This is a genomic window from Membranihabitans marinus, assembly GCF_021729155.1.
Taxonomy (GTDB): domain Bacteria; phylum Bacteroidota; class Bacteroidia; order Chitinophagales; family Saprospiraceae; genus Membranihabitans; species Membranihabitans marinus.
Genome location: NZ_JAJQYA010000006.1, coordinates 1 through 21010, shown reverse-complemented (window position 1 = coordinate 21010; position 21010 = coordinate 1). Strand labels below are relative to the sequence as shown.

Sequence of the window (21010 nt, the reverse complement as noted above, 5' to 3'; positions counted from 1 at the left end):
GAACTGAACATTAGTTTAATAATCGACTGAGGAAAGGCTGCAATTTTTTCTCAGTCTTTTTCTTTTATAATGATTGTATCATTTGTTTCTTCAAAATCTAAATTCATTGCCATTTGAATAGCCATCGCACTCATACTCCAATCAGAGAGAGGAATGGTTGTCGTTATATTTCGATCCAAAAGCGAACTATCTGTCCATTGAAATTTTTTACCATAAATATCTGACACATCTTCTATCACCCTCTTTAGTGGTTCTTGTCGATAGATCAATAGTCCATCCTTCCAGCCCACTAATTCCTCAACCTTTACCACTTCTGTTTTATCCAATTTTTTATGGATAGCATTATATTCAACATTGTCACCTGGCTTCAATTCCATTGCTTCATCGATAACATCCTTAACTTTTAAACTTATTTTACCCTCTTCTAGAAACACCTTCGTAGTCTGACGTCGAGTGTTTACATTAAACACCGTACCCAGCACGTGGATGGTCACATCATCGGCTTGCACATCAAAAGGAATATTCTTCAATTTCTCTACCTCAAAATATCCCTCACCCTCTAAGGCGACTTGTCTAAAACCATCTGATTTCCAATTGCGGTTCCACACCAGTCTGGAATTGCCATTTAGGTGAACCTTGGTAGCGTCTGGTAATTCAACCAACATTTGTTCTCCATTACCTGTCTGATATACATCATGGGTTCGACTTGACCATTTAATGACAAATAACAAAGCAACAAGAACTAATACAGCTGCTGCTGATCTTACCCCTATTCTAATTGTCTTATTCTTTGTATTAACTTTAGCTGATTGTTGTCTATACTGAATGACACGGCTATTAATTTTTTCTTCGATTTCTTGATTGGAGATTCCCATCTTATTAAAATAGGCCTGTAAATCCCAAAGTATTTTTTCCGCATGCGAAAAATGAGGATTCTTTTCCCGTAGAATATTGCGAACCTGATTCCATTCTGCTAAACTTTCATCAGCATGTAATATATTGGTTCGGATTTCTTCATCTTCAATAAAATCATACAAGTCGTATTTAATCCACTTTGATATATTTGTTCCCCTTTCAGACATTAATCTGTTCTTTGATTGTTTCAAATAATAGAGTAACACCTTAAAGTTTTATTAACGTGTTTTTGAAAAAAAAATCAAAACTAATTCGGCACTCTCCCCAAAAATCTACTAATCAATTAATTACAAAACTATTTTTTGTTCCCTTTTTTTTAGAAATAAACATTTATTCTTAATTTATTAAATTATCCTATACATTTGGATTCATACTAACCTTGGTTTTAGAAATTATAGAACCCAATTAACTGAGAGATTGAAAAATGAAAGCGCAAGATGATAGCGATCTAGTGTTCACTTTAAAACAAATGGCTGAAGGTCATGAAAAAGCCTATCGTCTGTTCTATCTCAATCACTACAATGACTTTATTAAATTTGGTCGACTTATCAGCGATGATGTACAATTGGTAGAAGATGCCATCCAAAATATCCTGATATGGTTTATCGAAAATCCTAAGAGGGTAAAAAAATTGGATCGACCTGATTTATATCTATTTCGAGCCATGCGCAACAATCTTATTCGCGAAGTAAATAGTAGCAAAGACAAATCTACTCATATCGATTTGCAAAACACAGTCTTAGAAGTACTAACCGCGGCGAGTCCAGAAAGTAAGTGGATGGAAAAAGAAGTTCAATCCGCACAGCGACTCTTGTTACAAGAAGAAATAGATCAACTCCCCGACTACCTCAAGCAAACTCTTTACCTCAGATATTTCTCCAACCTATCCTATCCGGAAATCTCTAAGATCATGAATATTCAAACCAGCGTGGCCAGAATATATATACATCGTGCCGTCGAAAGATTGCGCAAAACCATTCAAAAATTGGAAGTCATTTTATGGCTGATTTGTTTTACAGAATTATGATGATCGATTTCAACTTTCACCAATGATATGAATACCTAGCTTTCAATGTAATTATTAAATATTCATCAATATCATAGCCATAGTATCTATCATTCCTTATTCAAAGGACGAAGTCGTCCTATTCACTAAATCTTGAAAATAAGTATCATGCTCTGGGATTTTATAAACTCCTTTTATATTTATCACCCTCTTATCACAAAATGCCAAATCCCCTGATTTTACCCATTCTTACGATATGGTTCTTTTTTGAATAGCACATATTTTGGAAAGTACCATCCTAAAATGATGACACCCTGAGAGGACAGTTATTTACTCATTTGACCTAATCGCTCAACCTTCTTTAACCATTTTTCACGGAAGTCTTTCTTCGACAACCTAATGGGGCCAATCGTCGTTATTCTTACTCTTTTGACCCCTATAAAATTCATGGTTAATTTTTTCATAGCATTGTGGCTAGGATTCCCATAAAACCATCTGTAATACCAACTTGGTTGATCTAGGGTAGATATAATTCTCGCTGTTTTACCAACAAATCTTTTATCCCACCAAATTGAATTTTTTCTTTTATCAAAAGCATATCCAGGCAGCAAAACCCTGTCTAAAAACCCTTTCATTATGGCGGGCACTGAACCCCACCATACAGGGTAGATCCATACTAAATGGTCTGCCCATTTTAATATTTCCTGACTTTTTAGTAAATCGGGTTCGAGTTCGGTTCGCTTCCTATAACCATATTGAAGATTAGGATTAAATTTCAAGTCCGATATAACAATTTCTTGAAATTCCATACCGGAAGCCTCTAGCCCCTTTTTGTAGGATTCTGCCAAAGCAAAATTAAAACTTTCTTTATCTGGATGACCGATAATAATAGCTATTCTCTTTTTCATTTTATTTTAAATTTTAAAATAAGATCGGATTATATTTTTAACCACCTAAAAATAGACCGCAACATCCTAATTTCATTCTTGGATTGCAATTAAGCACAAAGTCAATTCGACATACAACTTCAAGTGGCAAATATTTGATATTCAGATGATTTCAATTCAACTCCCATAGTCCAAACAATCCACTTTTACCAACTTATTGTCAATCTGACCCAGGTCAAAAACATATGGAAAATCTTATATTTCAATATTCCTTATTTACCCTATATATTCAATGATACATAATTCTAATATTAGAAATAGTACTTAAGATTCTGCTCAAACCTGGTCTTGGTTAAAGCTTCATCCTTGAAAAACTTATATAAGATAATACAGGCAGGAATAGTTAAGTAAAATGTACAAAATGAGAAAATAACAATACTAGAAATTACAGCTAAAGTTTGCGTAATGATTTCACCCCAAACATCCAGTTGTCTTATAAAGTATAAATAAATCGACTGTGAATAATCATAAAATCGGATCGATAATTCACAAATAAGCCAAGCAGAATAAAACCATTTTCTAATGGGAATCCACCATTTACCCCATATGGATTTTAGATCTTTATTTTCTTCCATTATCACTATTTTTTACAAAGATGATTCAAAAGAAAGACCTATCATTTGATATAGATCAAATTCGAACTTTTGGCTTTCGCAATCTACTTAAAGTCTCCAAAGTAATCCCTAAATATGAAGCAATATGAGTGAGGGGGATTCTGTTTGTAATCTCTGGATATATACTTAATAAGTGGTTGTATCTATCTTCTGCTCTGTTAAACTGAATGGTGTACAACCTTTCACACAATCCAAGCATCGTTTCGGTAACCACGCTGCTGATAAAACGTTCAAAGTCACGATGTTTATTAGAAAGTCTGTCTATGGTGTCTTTGGAAAATTTTAAAACTTTGGAATCTTCAACAAATTCAATATAATGAGGACTTGGCTTATCACTGAAAAAACTGACGATGGGTGCAGCAAATTGATTTTCAAAAGTAAACCAATCTGAAATATCTTTACCCTCTTTCAAATAATAAGCCCTCGCAGAACCTTGTTGGATAAGATAGGCATTTTTCGAATATTGACCTGCACGAACCACTATTTCCCCTTTCTTGAAACTACACATTTCAGATTTGGCAATAATATCTTGCTGACATTCACTGGATAGAGGGGAATATATTTCTCCGATTTTACTTATTATGGATTCAGGATTCATTTATATCATTGACTACATTCAGTCTCAGCTATGAGATCATATATGGATAATACAATAAAAATAGCAAATAATACCGAATCCTCGGTCTTCACTTATACCTTATCATTCCCCATAATATATCCTCAGACTACTACCTGGTAATAGTATGGCAAATAGGATAAATATTTAGGGAACTATACTTTAAATTATTCATCATTTACCCCCTTGAAAATGCATTCACCAAATATTAATGCACTTCAATAGGACTAATCGTATATCCCAGATTCCACAATTGATTGATCAATCCACATTCAAACATTAAATGACTTAGACCGACCGCAATAAAACAATTCTTCGATTCAAGTAACTCACTAATTGAAATCATCCATTTATTGTTTCTGTCGGTTAAAACCAGTGTATTTCTACAGGGTTGACTAAGTTGATAATCTATTTCCATTTTGGAATACCAATCTGTTTCTTCACAGTCATTGGCGTTTTCACTTCTTATTTTATCAATAATATCGGACAGTCTCTTTTTATGAATCCTTCGAGGCATTCCCTCCACATCTTTATTGATTAGCTCTAGTTGGTCCTCTACTGTTTCTAACCCATACAACTCAATATTTTGTTCTTGAGCTTTAAAACCTATGTAATCATCTAGAGAAAGTGAACTGTCCTCAGGGTCTTTGTTTAAACATATTTGCTGCTTATAATGCCTGGTTAAAAAAACGTACATCTCTGTTGGAGTCATTTTGTTATAATCCGTTGGACTCTTAGCAAATAAGCGATTTATAAATGTCCGATCTCGCTGATTCAAATAGCGCTTCCATTGGACTACTTCTTTTCTGTTGTTAATTATTTCCTCAGCACTATGGCCTGGAATATTTACATTTTCTTTTATTAATATATCCGAGGATGATAAAACCCTATTTGCTGTGGTTAAAGAATCAAAAAATTCCTTGCCAAAACCGTGGTGAGTTCCAAATAAATAAGATGTTTTCGTTGAATTTTTCTTCGTGATTTTAAAGAGGACTGTATTATAAACCGAGCCATGACTAGATTCTTGGCCCCGAACCAAGGTTGAAATAAATAATAAAAATATTAGAATGGGATACTTTCTTGGATTTAATATTCTAAGTATTTTTTCTGACATCAGTCTGGAATACTAATGGTTAGATCCTAATTTACCAAATAATAACTATATATCAAAACCCGGATTAGACCAACAATCTAGTAAGGTCATCAATATAGGACCTTGATGCACAGTTCTTTCGCCGACATTACACCCACGAACATTGCAATCCCATTGGCGATTTAATTAAAGAAACCATCATTTTCTAGGCAAAATTATACGGAATCATCGATATACAAACAATCTCATCATCTGTGAAAATTGAGATCATTAGATTGTCGAAATTAATCCCGACTAATTCTCCCCATCATTTCATCTTCTGTAATATAACCATCTTTATTGCGGTCTCTATTCTTGAAGTTATCTTTTAATCTCCCTTTAGCTTCTGAAATTGATATTTTTCCATCGCGGTCTAAGTCCATTATTTCCAGAATGTTATCGAAATTAGGAGGTGTATTGGATGAAGCTTCTGCTGGTCTTTGAGGACGCAGTTGAGCTTGATTTTGTCTTTCTACTGAAGCGTTTCTTCCTCCACCAATTTTGAAATCATCGCTTGGACTTCCCATAAAACACCTGCTGGCAGAAGGGAACTCATCAGAAACCACATAGTAATACGTTCCATTAGGAAATTCTGGTGTCACCCCAGTTCTTCCATTGCATTCATCCAGATCGCCCATATCGTTACGGAATTCATAGTCTCGTACATATTTACCAGAATAAATTCCATCTGGTGCAGAGATGCCATCACCTGGTCTTTCCCCTTGTTTCAACACATAACTAGATTTCAATTGAATCACTCCACTGTTTGCATCCATGGGATCTTTATACCCCATCTTATAATACATTGGGAATCCATCTGCAGCCCATCCCACTAAAGTCATTTTAGTTTTATCAAAATTAGCCACCAAACCCGTTGGAGTTCCGTGATAATGATATTCTCCATTGGGTTGAACGTGTGCATTGTTGTAGTCTTCCCCTAAGTTTACTTCATCACTCAAAGGCTCTAATGTCCATTCATAATTGGGTTGATTATTTTCTTTATGCCTAAAATACTCATTAGCCGAAGGTTCAAATTTCACACCATTAATAGCAACACCAAACACATAGCTCGGCCTGCCTCTATCGATTCCTAAATCATACACATAGGTTTTGTTGCTTGCCAATTCAGGAGTTAAATCTATCCGATAAACTTTATTTTGTTCCGTAATTTTATTGGGATTACCCTGTGTCGGAAATTGGCCAACCGTATGATTTGGAATAGCATTGGATTTTATAATTCTAAGATCGTTCTCTTTATCCTCGATTATAGAAACCTTATTTTGTAGAGTTAATTCTTCCTTATGGCTATTCCTTATTTCTGGGAGATCTTCATTATTGTGCGAATGAAATACGCCATCGTGACTATGGACATCTTCATTAATAGGCAATACCATCAGATCATAAGCGAATAAAACTTGGCCTATATAATTGTCACGTATTCCAGCTGTGGTTGCTTCTTCATCAACATTAGTAAAATTGAAATGTGTCAATACTAAATTTTTAACATTGGCTTCTTTAGCCATTAGGGAGCTTTCTGCTAAATTAACATGTCCTTTCTCCTTCGTTGAATTATTGCTTCGGTTGTTCTTATTTCTATTGTTCTTATCACTTTTAGCCATTCTTTTCGAGCCCAATTCAATCGCGCCTCCAGAATCCATTATTAAATAATCCGCATCTTTAGCCAAAATAGGTAAAGACTCAGAATAGGTCAAGTCACCAGAAATCACAATTGATTGGTCACCTACATCAAAGCGATAAGCGAGGGTGGCAATGGAATGATTCACTGGGGTATAAGTAATTTTGATCTCTCCAATATAAAAAGAAGTATTTCCAGTCAAGTTATTAGCCGTAAAATTAGATTTAACATCACTTAAACTTCTTCCCGATTTTGATAATCTATAATCGATATCTTCTTCATAAATATCAAGGATATGGTCGATGATGGATGTGGTTTGTTTGGGTCCTGCAACAATGGTCTTATTTCCGCCCAGAAGCGATTGAATAAAAATAGGTGCAAATTCCTCATTATGGTCTAAATGATGGTGGGTAATCAGGAAGCCATCAATATCTTTAATTTTAGTATTATTTTTATTTAAATTGGCTTGTGTGCCATTCCCCATATCTACCAAAATTTGGGTGTTTTTGTAAGCGATTAATACAGAAGGTCCAGAACGTTCTGTATTGTATTTTGGTGACCCAGATCCAATTATGGTTGCAGATAAATGTTCATTATTCTCGTGAGCGATTAACTGATTCCCTAATAAAACCAACATTAAAACCAAGTGTCTGAGCATTCTAGATATTTTATGTTTATTCGAATTGAATTTACAATTAGCGGTATCCTTTCGATATATAGAAGAATCACACTTAGCCAGCAGTATTATTTCCTTTATCCGACTTATCCATCTGAGTTCAGAAGTTCTCCTTCTTTCATCCAATCCACATGATGTGGATTGGTAGATCTTTCGTCGGTCATATTTAGGCCTATTGGTACTGCTGCTCGTTCTTTATAAAATTCATTTGGTATTAGACGCATGGCTTTTACAAAAGTTTAATCTTTTATCAACCTATTTCTAAAAAGTAGATTTATTTCATTGACCCCCAACGATTGGCCAACGATATAAAAGCGAACACAAGACATAATTTTTCTAAAATATATACAAAATTAAACACGAGGATAAGCCATAATTTTACTCCTTATTGGCTTATTTTTTTTTTGCAAGGATTTTCAACCGTTCCTTTACCTAATTCAACAGAATTTTAAATCTAATTGCTCTTCCGCATACTCCCACAGTTTTTTGCCAACACCCTCGTCCTTGGCATAATCCGATACAAAAGCAAATCCGGGAAATCCTGTCATTTCACCTGGCCCATTAGGCCCGATATAACTTCCGCCATTGATATTTTCTGTTGCAGCAAACAAAGTTGAAAAAGCACCTTGATTGGCAGTCATATGAGGGAACTCATCGATCATATCAGGATTATCGGTACGAAGCAATTCTGTTTTACTTATTCCTGGATGGGCACCCACAGACAAGGTAGATGATGATAACTTATCCAATCGCCGTTGCAATTCCAATGTAAAAATGAGATCAGCGACTTTGCTTTGACCATACTCTCTGAATTTATCATAAGGTTGTTCAAGCTTAAGATTCGAAAAATCTATTTTTCCATTTTTATGTGCAATGCTACTTAGGGTCACTATCCTACTGTCTTTGGTAGCAGTAATTAACTCAAACAAATAAGCTGTGAGCGCAAAATGTGCCATATAGTTTACCCCGAACTGCAACTCATACCCTTGTTTTGTTTTACTTGCCGGAGGAAACATTACCCCTGCGTTATTAATCAAAATATCAAGACGATTGTGTTTTGTCAATATAGTATCTGCAAAGATTTTTACAGACTGTAAATCTGACAAATCAACCACTCCCGGCTCTAATTGAGCTGCAGGATATTCTTCTTTTATGTCAATTATAGCTTGATTTATTTTATCCACATTGCGCCCGGCCAAAATTACATATGCATTTTTCTTCGCCAATTCCAGTGCAGTCTGAAAACCAAGTCCGGTATTGGCCCCTGTAACAAGGATAGTCTTTCCGCTTTGATCTTTTAAATTATCTATTGTCCAATTCATATTTCCATATAGATTTAAAGTCCAAATATAACTTTGGCGTGATGGGTGTCCATATATTCTTTCATCCGGTTTATTTTCCCATTTTCTATAGTGAATAGAAAATGATAGTAATTTTCATACTGTGTTCCCACAGCCGTTTTGGCTTTTATTTCAGCTTCGGCTGCCACTTTATTACCTTCTGCAATTATTGAGGTTGGTTTAAAATCTGTTCCTTCAGGGAAAAAATCTGAACTCTCAAAAAACCCAAGAAAATACTCTGCATCGTGTTCTCCTGCAGTAGCCAAATATTCGGGCTTCCCAATAATCCACCACGTAAAATCATCAGTAATCATTGTTTTTAATTGATCGACATTTGAGGTGCTCATTGCTTTAATAAATTCGGCAACTAAGGCTTTGTTTTCTTTTAATTCCATTTGGTTTGATTTTATATTCATTAATCATTTTATTATGATAATTTATACCAAATGTAGACACAATACTTTACTTTTGTAAGTAGTTACACATATGGTAAGTAATAACACATTGGTAAGTATTATTGACAATCAATAAATTATGAGAGAAAAAACTTTAGAAGAATATATAAATTGTCCTTTTCACTTGGCTATGAACACCTTAGAAGGCAAATGGAAGTTTGCCATATTATATGTTCTATTGAATAATGGGACCCTGCGGTTTAAAGAATTGGAAAGGTTTATTCCCGACATTTCTACTCGGATGTTGGTGAAAGAACTAAAGCATTTGGAGGAAAAGAAAATAGTAAATCGAAAACCATATGCCACTGTTCCGCCAAAAGTTGAATATTCATTAACTGAAGTGGGTAGAAGTCTCCAACCTGTAATTAAAAGCATATCGAATTGGGGGGAATTTTATGCCAAATCCTTGTCGAAACCTCATTCAGAAGAGGTTTTTCAATAGCTGATAGGCAGAAGGAATCATTATCGCCCTACCCTGTTATTGACCGAGCATGACTGAACATGAACGAATAAAGTACAAAGTACCGATGATCCAATAATGATCATCGATGAGAGAACCGAGATCTTTTGATCTCGGATGGGTAAGCCAAAAGTATCCAATCGACTAAATGTGAACGAGCAAAATACGTAGTATCCAATGTCCTGAACATGACTGAATGTAACTGAATGAAGTCACGTAGTGACCAAATACCCTCAATGGATGACCGAATGCAGTACGAAGTACCAAAGGTCGTAAATCGACCTTTGATGAGGGAACCACGACCACTGTGTCGTGGGTGGGGATGCCAGGATGAAGGCGCCAATGCCTCTGCGCATAGGGAGGGAGAGGAAAGAGCAACCAGATGAACTAAATGTTCATCTGATGAAGGAGCCACGACAACTGTGTCGTGGGTGGGGAAGCCAGGGCGAGAGAAGTCACAGCCATTGTGCTGCGACGAGACAGCATTAAAATTGATAAGTATTAAATTACATTTTTCAATAATAATATAATAGAATTGAAGGAACCGAAACCTCCGTGTTTCAGGTGGGTTGGCCTTGCGTTTCAAATAGGTGGTGTTAGGAGACGCAAGGCATTGCGTCTCTACGTCGAGGCGTGACTGCCCCGTAATTCGTAGGGTTTAGCCACTGGTTTTGGGCAAACCAATCTAATATAACAAGAGAAAAGTCCTGAAAGGACGTAGTCTAATAGCATAGGGTGAAACCCTATGAAAAGAATGCATTCCTAGAAAAAAGTCCTGAAGGGACGAGGGAATTCATTTCTATCGTCAGCAAACATCATTTTTCTATCAAAATCTAAGGTCTCTACGTTGATTTTATTTTAAAACAATCTCTTCGGTTACCTTTTTACAAAACTCTACATCCAATGCATCGATATGCATTAACCGAACATTTTCTCCATAACGATCCTCCAAACTACAATATCCGCTATATCCCTTAGGAATCTCGCCCAAAAAAGTGGCCACAAAGACTGAGGCTGTCAGAAATGTCCCCAACTCTGATGGATGACTGCCATCGGGATGAAATAATGGAATATCAGGACGCAACTGTCTAGCTAATGCCCATGCATTACCTACTGGAACTATGCCTGCATCATTGTCTCGTGCGACCTTATAGTATACCTCATTGATGGTTTCTTGATATTGAGGCACCTTCTCCCTTGCCCAGGTCAGATAAAAATAAGGCTTTGCATTATTTTCTTTAACCAAATCGCAAAACAACTTCCCATATTTTGCCACACTATCGGCTTCATTAATGGCTCCCATACTAAATCCCTGAATCACAACTATATCAAAATCCCCCTTCTCTATCATCTCTTTCGATTTCAACCCCCTTTTCCCATGCCAATGCTCCGCCAATTTAGCACCTCCTACAGTACTCTTCTTTGTCACTAATTTGGTACTTCCTCCACTAGCAAGACTGGTTACAATATGGGGCAAGTTCTCCACATAGGTATAGCTGTTACCGATAAATAATATTTTTAGCGAATCTTTCTCCCCTTCAGCCTTACCACTAGCAATTGATATACACAACAAAATCAATGTGCATAGGGTCATTTTAGTCGATTTCATATTTAATTTTTTAGCCTAAAAAACCAATAATACTAAATGAAATTAACATTTTAATTACCCAGTGTATTTAAAATTGTAGAATCTAAGATACAGGAGGTCTAACTGTGGTTTGACTGAGAGAAGTAATTACATTGCAAATCAATATCCGCCCTGCCAAAGTCTAACTGCAGTGCCATTTATACTATAGCTCAAGGCATGAAAAACTGATCTTTCAATCCATGAGTTCCGCTAATCATTCAATCCCCATTTATTTGGAATAGGCTCCTGAAGAATAAGTCAATTCATAACTATGAGTGTAGATTTCAAATACAATTCCAAAAGGGTCTTCGACATAGCACATCTTAAAAGGCTTGTCATTGGGATAGTATTCTCGAATCGGCATTCGTTGCTTGCCCCCATAAGACAAAATTTCTTCAATCAGTTCTTCAATATTGGGATCCTGAATACAAAAATGAAAGAGCCCTGTATTAAAAGGATTAAATTTAGGCCCTTCTTTTACTCCATTTGGAAAAGAAAACAGTTCAACTCCAATGCCATCTGAAGTAGATAAATGGGCTATTTCAAATTCTTCCCAATCATCACCGAAAACATCAATGCACATTTGACCAATCGCCGTATCCTTTTCTTTTTTGACGGTAGAGGCTTCCATTATGATGTACCAGCCCATGACCTCTGAATAGAATTTCACAGCCTTATTTATATCGGGTACCGTCAATCCAATATGAGAAAATGATTTTGGATAACTTTTATTCGTTTTCATAAGTTAAATTTTAGATTGCGAAATTAATCTATATTTGCCTAATTGGCAATAACTTACCCAAAAGTGGCATAGTTACCCAAAGGAGTAAAATAATGATTATCAACAATATAAAACTTTATTTTTGAAAAAAGAAAACAGCTGCCCCCTCAATTACACTATGAATTTAATAGGCACAAAATGGAAACCTTTAATATTATTTCACTTGCTAGAAGGTGATCTCCGTTCGGGAATATTACAAAAAAAGATTCCTGAAATCTCCAATAAAATGTTTACCCAAACCGTAAGGGATTTAGAAAAAGATGGCCTTATTTCCAGAACTGTTTTTCCAGTTGTCCCTCCCAAAGTGGAATACGGATTGACATCTAGAGGCAAATCACTGGAAGATATTTTAAGAAGTTTGGATAAATGGGGTGCAGAAGATGGTCTGAAATAATAGATACTATTTTAGAACAGGTTGGCATAACACTGACTAAATTTTTATCCAAACTTAGTCAGTGCCAAATTTATTTAGCCTATACACCTGATTCATTGCCATTAACTCTTGGCTAGTATGGGTACTTTTTTACTTCTCCCCCAAGCGATAAAAAGCGCAAAACCCAATAACACAAGATTCATCCCTATACTAGAAAATTCTCCCCGAATAATATGAAATCCTGTGGCCAAAACCATTACCAAAGCAAGACCCAAGGCTGCCCAAACCGTTAAAAAAGGCTTGATCCGTAAAATAGATGGAATTAATAAGCCCAATCCACCTAATAATTCACTAATGCCAATAAATCTTATCAATAACAGCAATTCGGATGATACCCATGGAATTGATTCCATCAATACCTCTACAGGTTGAAAGGTTTTCATACTTCCCGCCATAATAAACATAGCCGCTAATAGACCCTGGGCTATCCATAATACAATATTCAATACTTTGTTACTCTGTAGATCTGTCATTTCTATTTCTTTTAATTTATAATGCAAATGTCGAGCTTTTAAAATAGGTGGACATTGATCTACATCAAGAAATGACATTAGATTATATTTATTGGGAAAGTTTATGTCTCACCCGACTCAAGGCCTCAGGACTGATGCCCAGATAAGAGGCTATCATCTTAAGCGAAACCCTTTGAGTAATGTCTGGATAGGTTTTTATAAAATGCTCATATCTTTCTTTGGCATTGGAACTCATTAACATAACTATCCTAGTTTGCATAACATATAATCGTCTCTGTAAGGCTTTAATGTCTAGTTTTGCCTGTAACATTTCTTCCTTTGTTACCACCCTCAATTCACTGTCTTCAACGGCATCTATATATAAATCACATGGTTCATTCACTCCACAGTTGTCGGTAACTATCCAGCCTTCTGGCCCAAACATATAGATATGTTCTCGTCCTTTGCCATCAATGGTATAACTGCGCAGCAAGCCCTTATCAACCAAATATACCAAGGATTTTAAATCTCCTTTACGCTGTAAAACATCCCCCTTTTTTACCGCTATTTTTTTCAATTTATATAATTCTATGGTAATAATTATAATTAAAGTATTCAACAATATAGCTTCTGACCGAAATTGAATACATGTTAATTATAAATATACCATATTCTAATTTATATCCCACATGGGAAATTATACTTTTTATATATAACGATTATACCAACCCTCCATTGGCACCAATAACTTGACCAGAAATCCATTTGGAATCATCACTCGCCAGAAATAAAACAACACGAGCAATATCTATTGGCTCGGCCAATCTATTGAATGCATTCATCGCACTCAACTTCTCTATGGTTTCACTTGATTTTCCATTTAAAAATAGCTCGGTAGCTGTGGCACCTGGAGCTATGGCATTAACTGATATCCCCCTTCCGATTTCTTTGGAAAACACCCTTGTCATTTGTTCAACGGCGGCTTTGGTTGCTGAATACAAGGCGTATTTAGGAAACATTAATTTTGCAGTACTAGAAGAAAAATTAATAATATTGCCCTTGTCCGCCAGTTTACTTTCGGCTTCTTGTAAGGTGTTAAAAATCCCTCTCACATTTACATCAAAGAGATTGGAAAACTCTTCTTGAGTCTGATCTTTTAAAAATTTATTGTACATAATTCCGGCATTATTCACCAAAACATCAACCTTGCCATAAATTTCAATAGATTTATCGAACAAGTGTGTAACATCATCCTTTTGGCTCACATCAGCCTGAATTGCAATGGCATCACCCCCTTTATTAACAATTTCTGCCACGGTTTCCCGGGCTTCCCTTTCACTATTGGAGTGGTTAACTACTATTTTTCCCCCATTTTCGCCTAAGAGGGAAGCGATTTCTCTCCCTATCCCCCTAGACGAACCTGTAACAATGATTACTTTATCTTTTACCTGCATATTGATTCTAGCTTAATTCTATTAATTTTTTAGATACTAAGTTTAAATCCTTTTCATTGATTTCCGGTGTAGGAGCCAAAGGATATAATTGAGCACCAGGTCGGCCAACAAAACCTCCTCTCCAGCCTGCCCAAAACGCACCGGCTATATCCCAGCCATGAGCGGCCACCAAGAAACATTCTTCTGGCTTTACATTCATTTTTCGGGCTGCCCAATCGTATGCATCGGTATGAGGTTTGAATTTCCCGATGTCTTCTATACTCAGTCGTTCTTCAAAATACTCCAGCAAACCTGCATTTTCAAATTGTGTTTTCACTCCTTTATTCGATGAATTGGTGAAGGAAACAAGTTTGTAACCCGCATCCTTTAAGGCTTGCAATGAATCCTTGACTTCTGGATGTGCAGGCAAAGAACGGATAGGTCCCAAAATAGCCTCTCTAGCCTCTTTTTCAGTTATGGAAATACCGTTGTTGGCAGCCACCATTTGCAATGCGGCAGCACCTATAATGCCAAAATCATTGTATTGTCTGCCTACAGTTGACACCAAAGAATATTGCAACATAGTGGTAAACCAGAGTGGGAGCAATTCACTTCGCCCTCCCAGTACCTTGCCCACACTGGACTTCATGGCAGTTAAATCGAGTAAGGTCTCATTGACATCGAAAAATAACACTTTAGGTCTTGATGTGTTTAATGAATTCTCAGTGGTTGCAGTGGATGCAAAACCAAATTGTGGTAAGGTAGTCCCAGCTATGCCTAGCATCGCCGAGTCTTTAATAAAACTTCTTCTGTTACTTTTCATGTATTATGTGATTATATAAAAACATTCCAACTGGTATGTTTTTTGGCAAAAAAATTTATTTTTTTAATTGATCTAAGAATAAGGATACCCCCGCTATGTATTGGTCAATGATAATGTCATTGTCGTACAATTTTCTCATTCCTCGAATACCTTCAAATGCACTAATTAAATATACAGCCACAGCTTCGCTGGACACATCCTTTTTTATTTCATCCTCCATTTTTCCCTTTTCAACGAGATCCACTAAGGTCTTCTTCCAATGTTCCACAATATTTTTTAAGGCATTTTGATAGCTCCTTTCAAAATCTCCAATCTCGTTAATTAAATTATTTAAAGGACAGCCGTGTTGTTTTTCGTAATCGAGAAATGACTTAATTCTCTTTATAAAAGTAGTTTTCAATATATCTATTGAATTTCCTTTCTTAGTCAAAGGCTGGATCATACCTTCATATACTCTTTTTTGAACTTTCGATTGAATGACCTCTAAACCGAGTTGGTCTTTGTTTTGATAATGATGATAAAATGCACCCTTAGACATCTTTGAAGCCCTCATTACATCATTGATACTGGTCGATTTATAGCCATTTTCATAAAACAGTATAAATGCCTTATCTACAATATTTTGCTTAGTAAGCTCGGACTTTAATTTTTGATCCATAGTACAAACATACAAAAAAAAAGTACAAGTGGTATGTTTTTAAAAATTGTCTTACCATCGTGCTAGGGTAAAACACGTCTTTCGATAAATCGAATTATACCAATTTTCTATTTCACTATATCTGGCCAGCTATTCGGCATCTCTCCGCTGAAGCCCATTTTAGGAAGTGCGTTTATAGAATCCATCTCTGTATCAGTGAGTTCAAAATCAAAGATTTCCATGTTTTCTTTTATTCGCTGGGGAGTCGATGATTTTGGGATAACGACTAATTGGTGTTGAATAACCCATCTCAAACAAACTTGTGCAACGGACTTGTTGTGCTTCTCCGCTATGCTTTTCAGCACTTCATTGCCAAAAACCTTTCCCTTTGCTAAAGGAGACCATGACTCTACAACAATGTCTTTCATTTTGCAATATTCGACCAAATCCTGCTGCCAATATCCGGGATGAAATTCCAATTGGTTAATGGATGGGATCACTCGGGCTGTTTGAAATAACGCTTCTAAATGTTCTACAAAAAAATTACTAACCCCAATAGATTTTATTCTGCCTTCCGCTTGCAAATCTTCCATTGCCCGCCAGGAATCGGCATTGGCCTTTTGCCAATTCTCATAATTTTTAGCATTTGCAGGCCAGTGAATTAGGTATAAATCGAGGTAATCTACCTTAAGTCTCTTTAGAGATTTTTCAAATTCTATTTTCGTTGATTCATAGCCTAGGCACTCACGCCACAATTTGGTGGTTATATATACATGCTCTCTAGCCACTCCGCTTTCCTGGCTTCCTTTCCCTACGGCTTCTTCATTTCCATAAATAGATGCGGTGTCGATTAGAGAATACCCATTGGAGATAGCTGATACTACGGCGTCAATTCCTTCTTGTTCTCTAGCTTTATAGGTTCCAAATCCCAAAACAGGGATTTCATGTCCATCATTCAGGATTAGTTTTTTCATCATCTTATTATTTGATATTTATAATCACTCTTTACATTTCAAAATTAACCAGAACTTTTAAACACAAAAACGTTGTTCTTCGAAAAGAGGTCGATTGTCATTATTTTTCATCTTGATCGGGATTGACAAACTGCAGTCCCCATTTACTCATTTCATGAATGATGGGCTGTAAACTAAGTCCGAGTTCGGTTAACTTATATTCCACTTTGGGCGGAATTTGGGGAAAAACTGTCCGTTCAAGTATACCGTCTGCTTCCAATTCCCTTAGTTGGTTGGTCAAGGTTTGTCGGCTAATATCCGGGATCACTTTTTGCAAGGTGCTGTACCTATTGTGCCCCTGCTTGATATAATGAATCACTAATAACTTCCATCGATTACCTATCCTATTCAAGGAATATATCACGGGGCAGTTGCCCGGATTGTAATCTTTTAGCTTCCGAGTTCTTTTATTTTCCATAAGTCTAAAAAATTTACGTATGCCCAATAATTAAGATTGATCTATTTTTTAGGCAAAGGTATATAGATTTGTCAAAACAAAATATATCAATATATGAAAGCGACTCAAATTCATCAATACGGAGATAATTCTGTTTTAGAAAATGTTGAAATTCCTCTTCCTAAAATTCTTCCAAATCAAGTATTGGTTCACTTAAAAGCGTCGTCCGTAAATCCAGTAGATTACAAAATTCGATCTGGGTTTTTATCCGGTCAATTGAATAAACCTTTTCCGTTTACCATGGGTTGGGAAGGTGCTGGAATCATTACAGAAGTTGGGAAAGAAACTAATCTATACAATAAGGGAGATGAAGTGATGGTAATGCCCAATTTTATGCAAGGTGGCACATATGCAGAATATGTAGCCGTGAATGAGGATGAAATAATGCCCAAACCCAAGTCAATTCATTTTACAGAAGCTGCTACTTTACCATTTTCTTTGGGCACGGCATATACAACTCTTATTGAAGATGCAGATATTAAAAAAGGTCAAAAAATATTGATACATGGTGCTGGTGGAGCCGTAGGCCAAATGGCAGTCCAAATCGCTAAGCATAAAGGACTTTTTGTAATAGGTACGGCGACAGGAGAAAAAATTCAAGAACTACAAGATTTGGGAATTGACCGTGTTATTGACTACGCAGCCACTGATTTTTCAACAGAATTAAATGATTTAGATGTCATTTTAGACCTGGTAGGTGGTCCAACTCTAGCCAAATCCTATGCTCTAGTTAAAACTGGAGGAGTCATCATTTCAACTACCCAGCCCCCTTCAACTTCCGAATTAGAAAAATATAAGATTTCGGGAAAAATGACCATTACAAGAATGGAAGCCAATAAATTCAATGAAGTCATTCAATGGGTTGAAGAAGGTAAAATAACGGTGAAAAAACCACAGATTTACGATTTGTCAAATGCACGAGAAGCACTGTCTGCAGTAGAAAAAAGACAATCAAAATCAAAGGTTGTATTTGAGATGGACTAATAATTTTTTGATATCACAAATCTATTTACTTCAATGGAACAGAATAAATCAATAATACGAATTACATTTTATAATGACGGAAAAGATTTCGAGAGTATTTGAAGTTTGACGAGGCTAAAAACACAGGCATAGCCGTAGCTACGGCGAGTATTTTAAACAAAGTAAAACTTCTAATAAATCGAAAGATTACCGTTAATTATAAATGTAATTCGTATAATCACCATAGAAGAGCATCAAGGTCCAAAAACATCCATGGCCGGCGGCACAGCAATATAAATTGGAAGCGAAATTCGATAGATTTTTACCCCCTGTGCTGCGTCGAGAGAACATTTATATTAATAATGATTAAATTACATTTTTCAAAAATAACATAATAAAATTGAGGGAAGACGACCACTGCGTCGTGTGTAGGCTAGTCACAGCTTCGGAAATGGAGAAAAAGGCAACTTTGAAAGCAATAGCGGAAAAATATGAGAATAAACTTTTTCCTGAGAATTACTTCGAAGAATAATACAGATGGAAGTATATATACTGGCAATTCACGGTAATGTTATCAATCGCCAATAGCGCTCAGTGTACTTATGAGTGACTATCCTTTAATCCGAAATACTTTACCGATGTCTTCCAGTATTGATTCATTCGATTTTTCTTTGGCTGAGTAATATATTTTTTCCCCGTTAACCATGGTAAATAAAATAAACGGCTTTTGATCTGAATTTAAAATTAACTTGATGATTTCGCCATCTTCAGTTTTAAAAAATCCTTTTCGCAGATTTCCAAGGGCAAAGCCGTTTGTTTTCTGCTTAATAATTGGCAAATCGTTCTCAATTTCAATACGCTTTATTTCATCTCCGTTTAAGGTCTCCCCATACATCCCCGTAAATTCAATTTTTTGATAGTCTACGATGATCTTGCTTTCTCGATATCCATAGGTCAAAAGACTTATGACGAAGAGCAGCGAAGCGGAGAGAACAATGACGCCGATTTTATTGGACTTTGTTTTTAATCCTCCTGAAAATTTCGAACTGGATATCATAAAAAACATATAGGCCAAAATGGGATAAACCCCTAAAAATATTCCGGCCATATTTTTATTAATTAGATTTATTCCTAGGCCAAGAAGGAGAAAGGAAATGGCTAAAAATATGTGAAACTTTCTATAGTACGGTATGAAGGATTTAAGGTCTACATTTTTTCTCTCTTCTTCCTTCATCGTGTTGTAACCAGAAAGAAGATATTTGGCATTATTTTCCGTCAGCAAAAATGCCATGGCAAAAAAAAGAATACTCAAGCCAATAATTACATATATCATTTCATATATTTTGTACAATTCTATCAATAACGAACTTTTCCATGAGTAAGCCTTTAATAAACAGCTTCCCCAACTCAAACTGCCCTCCAGCTAAAATAAAACCCTAGAGTTAACTGCCTTTTAAAGATAATAGAAATACTAACTATTTTATTCATTCGATAATTTTGAATAAATGTCTAAACTAATAAATTCACCATTTTTAATTTCACAGTCTCTCATCCTTCCTTCCCAATTAAAATTCAATTTTTCTAAGGCCTTCTTACAATTACTATTTTTTGACTCCACAAATCCCTCCACTCTATGAAGTCCTAAAATATCAAATGCATAATTTAAGATAAGAGGCAGTCCTTCAGTCATAATACCTTTTCCCCAGCTTTCGGGCAAAAGCCAAAACCCAATTTCCGCTTTTTTATTTTTTTGACTTAAATCGCTTAAACCTCCAGCTCCCATAAAACTGCCGTCCCCGTTCGAACAAATAGCCCAGTACATCCCATTACCATTTTTTTCAAGATCAGCGAACCAATTCATTTGCTCTACCGTGGCTTCTAGGCTATTGAACTCAACGCCATAATACCTAACCACTTCGGGATGGGAAAGGCCTTTGTACACATTTTCTAAATCAGATTCGACAATTTGTCTTAAAATGAGCCTTTGTGATTTTAAAATCGGAAAACAATCTTTCATATTTGTTTAATTTACATGGAATTATCGTCATTTTCATAAAATAATGTAATATACTTCATGCCCGCCATTATGGAAATATCTTGATTAATACGAATTACATTTGGAATAAAGCAATACACTGTACGAATTAGTTCGTTAATTGGATATTATAATGCCTAATCCTATTCATGATATTGTTCTTATTGAAAATAATGACAGACAGGACGAAAAACAAGGCGAGGAGACGCAAGACATTAGTTCTTTGCGATGCTTCGCACTTCACTCGCTCACATTCACAACTAACAATTGACCATTCACAACTAACAATTAACCATTGACCATTGACCATTAATAATCATTTACATTGGATAGATGATAAAATATATAACACATAGATTTTCCATATCACCCATTGTAGAGACGCAAGATTTTGCGTCTAATAGGGTAGTTAATTTATCATAATGGAATTTGTGATTGACATCTAATGTTTAAATTATAATGGGCAAATATCAACATAAATTTCGCAGTGCCTCCATTCGTGCTTCTTTTTGGAATTATGCTTGGAATGCTGCGTATTTTATAACCATTTGCACACAAA

At 35.8% G+C, this 21010-nt stretch carries 24 protein-coding genes; 5 read left to right on the top strand and 19 right to left on the bottom strand.

Annotated features, from left to right (window positions below):
• Window positions 1–50: 50 nt before the first annotated feature.
• Complete coding sequence (locus tag LVD51_RS05730) at window positions 51–1082, bottom strand: FecR family protein (RefSeq protein WP_236970243.1); 1032 nt, start codon at window positions 1080–1082, stop codon at window positions 51–53.
• A 257-nt stretch (window positions 1083–1339) separates the two neighbouring features.
• Here LVD51_RS05730 and LVD51_RS05725 point away from each other — a divergent pair, with 257 nt between their 5' ends.
• Window positions 1340–1942 carry an RNA polymerase sigma factor gene (locus tag LVD51_RS05725; protein ID WP_236970242.1) on the top strand — a complete coding sequence of 201 codons (603 nt, stop codon included), beginning with the start codon at window positions 1340–1342 and terminating at the stop codon, window positions 1940–1942.
• 305 nt (window positions 1943–2247) lie between these two features.
• Here LVD51_RS05725 and LVD51_RS05720 read toward each other — a convergent pair whose 3' ends face one another.
• The 7 genes from LVD51_RS05720 to LVD51_RS05690 form a co-directional block, all read right to left on the bottom strand.
• Window positions 2248–2829 (bottom strand): NAD(P)H-dependent oxidoreductase, encoded by a 582-nt coding sequence (locus tag LVD51_RS05720; protein ID WP_236970241.1) that lies wholly within the window; start codon window positions 2827–2829, stop codon window positions 2248–2250.
• A gap of 669 nt (window positions 2830–3498) precedes the next feature.
• Window positions 3499–4080: a Crp/Fnr family transcriptional regulator gene (locus tag LVD51_RS05715; RefSeq protein ID WP_236970240.1), complete on the bottom strand. Its 582-nt coding sequence runs from the start codon at window positions 4078–4080 to the stop codon at window positions 3499–3501.
• A 226-nt stretch (window positions 4081–4306) separates the two neighbouring features.
• On the bottom strand, window positions 4307–5212 hold the full coding sequence (locus tag LVD51_RS05710; RefSeq protein WP_236970239.1) for a TraB/GumN family protein: 906 nt from the start codon (window positions 5210–5212) through the stop codon (window positions 4307–4309).
• Window positions 5213–5475: 263 nt separating this feature from the next.
• Window positions 5476–7524, bottom strand: a complete 2049-nt coding sequence (locus LVD51_RS05705) for a YHYH protein (protein WP_236970238.1) — start codon at window positions 7522–7524, stop codon at window positions 5476–5478.
• A gap of 104 nt (window positions 7525–7628) precedes the next feature.
• Entirely contained in the window at window positions 7629–7766 is a 138-nt protein-coding gene (locus LVD51_RS05700; protein WP_236970237.1) for a hypothetical protein, read from the bottom strand.
• 213 nt (window positions 7767–7979) lie between these two features.
• Window positions 7980–8864, bottom strand: a complete 885-nt coding sequence (locus tag LVD51_RS05695; RefSeq protein ID WP_236970236.1) for an oxidoreductase — start codon at window positions 8862–8864, stop codon at window positions 7980–7982.
• Window positions 8865–8878: 14 nt separating this feature from the next.
• Window positions 8879–9277: a nuclear transport factor 2 family protein gene (locus tag LVD51_RS05690; protein ID WP_236970235.1), complete on the bottom strand. Its 399-nt coding sequence runs from the start codon at window positions 9275–9277 to the stop codon at window positions 8879–8881.
• Window positions 9278–9416: 139 nt separating this feature from the next.
• Between LVD51_RS05690 and LVD51_RS05685 the strand changes: the two genes are divergently transcribed.
• Window positions 9417–9779, top strand: a complete 363-nt coding sequence (locus LVD51_RS05685; RefSeq protein ID WP_236970234.1) for a winged helix-turn-helix transcriptional regulator — start codon at window positions 9417–9419, stop codon at window positions 9777–9779.
• A 224-nt stretch (window positions 9780–10003) separates the two neighbouring features.
• On the top strand, window positions 10004–10183 hold the full coding sequence (locus LVD51_RS05680; protein WP_236970233.1) for a hypothetical protein: 180 nt from the start codon (window positions 10004–10006) through the stop codon (window positions 10181–10183).
• A gap of 467 nt (window positions 10184–10650) precedes the next feature.
• Here LVD51_RS05680 and LVD51_RS05675 read toward each other — a convergent pair whose 3' ends face one another.
• The gene (locus LVD51_RS05675; RefSeq protein ID WP_236970232.1) at window positions 10651–11406 is read right to left on the bottom strand and encodes an SGNH/GDSL hydrolase family protein; all 756 of its coding nucleotides are present in this window, start codon (window positions 11404–11406) and stop codon (window positions 10651–10653) included.
• Window positions 11407–11653: 247 nt separating this feature from the next.
• Window positions 11654–12166: a VOC family protein gene (locus LVD51_RS05670; protein ID WP_236970231.1), complete on the bottom strand. Its 513-nt coding sequence runs from the start codon at window positions 12164–12166 to the stop codon at window positions 11654–11656.
• A 157-nt stretch (window positions 12167–12323) separates the two neighbouring features.
• Between LVD51_RS05670 and LVD51_RS05665 the strand changes: the two genes are divergently transcribed.
• Window positions 12324–12599, top strand: coding sequence for a winged helix-turn-helix transcriptional regulator (locus tag LVD51_RS05665; protein ID WP_394803154.1), 276 nt, complete (start codon window positions 12324–12326; stop codon window positions 12597–12599).
• Window positions 12600–12700: 101 nt separating this feature from the next.
• Here the strand turns inward: LVD51_RS05665 and LVD51_RS05660 are convergent, their stop codons facing one another.
• The 7 genes from LVD51_RS05660 to LVD51_RS05630 form a co-directional block, all read right to left on the bottom strand.
• A complete protein-coding gene (locus LVD51_RS05660; RefSeq protein ID WP_236970229.1) occupies window positions 12701–13189 on the bottom strand; it encodes a DoxX family protein in 489 nt (162 codons plus the stop codon).
• A 10-nt stretch (window positions 13190–13199) separates the two neighbouring features.
• Complete coding sequence (locus tag LVD51_RS05655; RefSeq protein WP_236970228.1) at window positions 13200–13667, bottom strand: Crp/Fnr family transcriptional regulator; 468 nt, start codon at window positions 13665–13667, stop codon at window positions 13200–13202.
• A gap of 142 nt (window positions 13668–13809) precedes the next feature.
• On the bottom strand, window positions 13810–14544 hold the full coding sequence (locus tag LVD51_RS05650; RefSeq protein WP_236970227.1) for an SDR family oxidoreductase: 735 nt from the start codon (window positions 14542–14544) through the stop codon (window positions 13810–13812).
• Window positions 14545–14551: 7 nt separating this feature from the next.
• The gene (locus tag LVD51_RS05645; protein WP_236970226.1) at window positions 14552–15346 is read right to left on the bottom strand and encodes a haloacid dehalogenase type II; all 795 of its coding nucleotides are present in this window, start codon (window positions 15344–15346) and stop codon (window positions 14552–14554) included.
• Between the two features lie 55 nt (window positions 15347–15401).
• On the bottom strand, window positions 15402–16004 hold the full coding sequence (locus LVD51_RS05640; RefSeq protein ID WP_236970225.1) for a TetR/AcrR family transcriptional regulator: 603 nt from the start codon (window positions 16002–16004) through the stop codon (window positions 15402–15404).
• A 107-nt stretch (window positions 16005–16111) separates the two neighbouring features.
• The gene (locus LVD51_RS05635; RefSeq protein ID WP_394803153.1) at window positions 16112–16957 is read right to left on the bottom strand and encodes an aldo/keto reductase; all 846 of its coding nucleotides are present in this window, start codon (window positions 16955–16957) and stop codon (window positions 16112–16114) included.
• 100 nt (window positions 16958–17057) lie between these two features.
• Window positions 17058–17414 (bottom strand): winged helix-turn-helix transcriptional regulator, encoded by a 357-nt coding sequence (locus tag LVD51_RS05630; protein ID WP_236970223.1) that lies wholly within the window; start codon window positions 17412–17414, stop codon window positions 17058–17060.
• 93 nt (window positions 17415–17507) lie between these two features.
• Here LVD51_RS05630 and LVD51_RS05625 point away from each other — a divergent pair, with 93 nt between their 5' ends.
• The gene (locus tag LVD51_RS05625) at window positions 17508–18437 is read left to right on the top strand and encodes an NADP-dependent oxidoreductase (RefSeq protein WP_236970222.1); all 930 of its coding nucleotides are present in this window, start codon (window positions 17508–17510) and stop codon (window positions 18435–18437) included.
• A gap of 589 nt (window positions 18438–19026) precedes the next feature.
• Here the strand turns inward: LVD51_RS05625 and LVD51_RS05620 are convergent.
• Window positions 19027–19749 (bottom strand): DUF3784 domain-containing protein, encoded by a 723-nt coding sequence (locus LVD51_RS05620; RefSeq protein WP_236970221.1) that lies wholly within the window; start codon window positions 19747–19749, stop codon window positions 19027–19029.
• A 147-nt stretch (window positions 19750–19896) separates the two neighbouring features.
• On the bottom strand, window positions 19897–20433 hold the full coding sequence (locus LVD51_RS05615; protein ID WP_236970220.1) for a GNAT family N-acetyltransferase: 537 nt from the start codon (window positions 20431–20433) through the stop codon (window positions 19897–19899).
• Window positions 20434–21010 lie beyond the last annotated feature (577 nt).

Bases quoted from the DNA above. Each gene is read 5' to 3' on its own strand.
- LVD51_RS05705 (WP_236970238.1), bottom strand. From the start codon at position 7,524: ATGCTCAGACACTTGGTTTTAATGTTGGTTTTATTAGGGAATCAGTTA.
- LVD51_RS05720 (WP_236970241.1), bottom strand. From the start codon at position 2,829: ATGAAAAAGAGAATAGCTATTATTATCGGTCATCCAGATAAAGAAAGT.
- LVD51_RS05700 (WP_236970237.1), bottom strand. From the start codon at position 7,766: ATGCGTCTAATACCAAATGAATTTTATAAAGAACGAGCAGCAGTACCA.
- LVD51_RS05625 (WP_236970222.1), top strand. From the start codon at position 17,508: ATGAAAGCGACTCAAATTCATCAATACGGAGATAATTCTGTTTTAGAA.
- LVD51_RS05645 (WP_236970226.1), bottom strand. From the start codon at position 15,346: ATGAAAAGTAACAGAAGAAGTTTTATTAAAGACTCGGCGATGCTAGGC.
- LVD51_RS05630 (WP_236970223.1), bottom strand. From the start codon at position 17,414: ATGGAAAATAAAAGAACTCGGAAGCTAAAAGATTACAATCCGGGCAAC.
- LVD51_RS05635 (WP_394803153.1), bottom strand. From the start codon at position 16,957: ATGAAAAAACTAATCCTGAATGATGGACATGAAATCCCTGTTTTGGGA.
- LVD51_RS05695 (WP_236970236.1), bottom strand. From the start codon at position 8,864: ATGAATTGGACAATAGATAATTTAAAAGATCAAAGCGGAAAGACTATC.
- LVD51_RS05710 (WP_236970239.1), bottom strand. From the start codon at position 5,212: ATGTCAGAAAAAATACTTAGAATATTAAATCCAAGAAAGTATCCCATT.
- LVD51_RS05640 (WP_236970225.1), bottom strand. From the start codon at position 16,004: ATGGATCAAAAATTAAAGTCCGAGCTTACTAAGCAAAATATTGTAGAT.
- LVD51_RS05685 (WP_236970234.1), top strand. From the start codon at position 9,417: ATGAGAGAAAAAACTTTAGAAGAATATATAAATTGTCCTTTTCACTTG.
- LVD51_RS05725 (WP_236970242.1), top strand. From the start codon at position 1,340: ATGAAAGCGCAAGATGATAGCGATCTAGTGTTCACTTTAAAACAAATG.
- LVD51_RS05615 (WP_236970220.1), bottom strand. From the start codon at position 20,433: ATGAAAGATTGTTTTCCGATTTTAAAATCACAAAGGCTCATTTTAAGA.
- LVD51_RS05730 (WP_236970243.1), bottom strand. From the start codon at position 1,082: ATGTCTGAAAGGGGAACAAATATATCAAAGTGGATTAAATACGACTTG.
- LVD51_RS05715 (WP_236970240.1), bottom strand. From the start codon at position 4,080: ATGAATCCTGAATCCATAATAAGTAAAATCGGAGAAATATATTCCCCT.
- LVD51_RS05620 (WP_236970221.1), bottom strand. From the start codon at position 19,749: ATGATATATGTAATTATTGGCTTGAGTATTCTTTTTTTTGCCATGGCA.
- LVD51_RS05690 (WP_236970235.1), bottom strand. From the start codon at position 9,277: ATGGAATTAAAAGAAAACAAAGCCTTAGTTGCCGAATTTATTAAAGCA.
- LVD51_RS05675 (WP_236970232.1), bottom strand. From the start codon at position 11,406: ATGAAATCGACTAAAATGACCCTATGCACATTGATTTTGTTGTGTATA.
- LVD51_RS05660 (WP_236970229.1), bottom strand. From the start codon at position 13,189: ATGTCATTTCTTGATGTAGATCAATGTCCACCTATTTTAAAAGCTCGA.
- LVD51_RS05670 (WP_236970231.1), bottom strand. From the start codon at position 12,166: ATGAAAACGAATAAAAGTTATCCAAAATCATTTTCTCATATTGGATTG.
- LVD51_RS05665 (WP_394803154.1), top strand. From the start codon at position 12,324: ATGAATTTAATAGGCACAAAATGGAAACCTTTAATATTATTTCACTTG.
- LVD51_RS05680 (WP_236970233.1), top strand. From the start codon at position 10,004: ATGAAGTCACGTAGTGACCAAATACCCTCAATGGATGACCGAATGCAG.
- LVD51_RS05650 (WP_236970227.1), bottom strand. From the start codon at position 14,544: ATGCAGGTAAAAGATAAAGTAATCATTGTTACAGGTTCGTCTAGGGGG.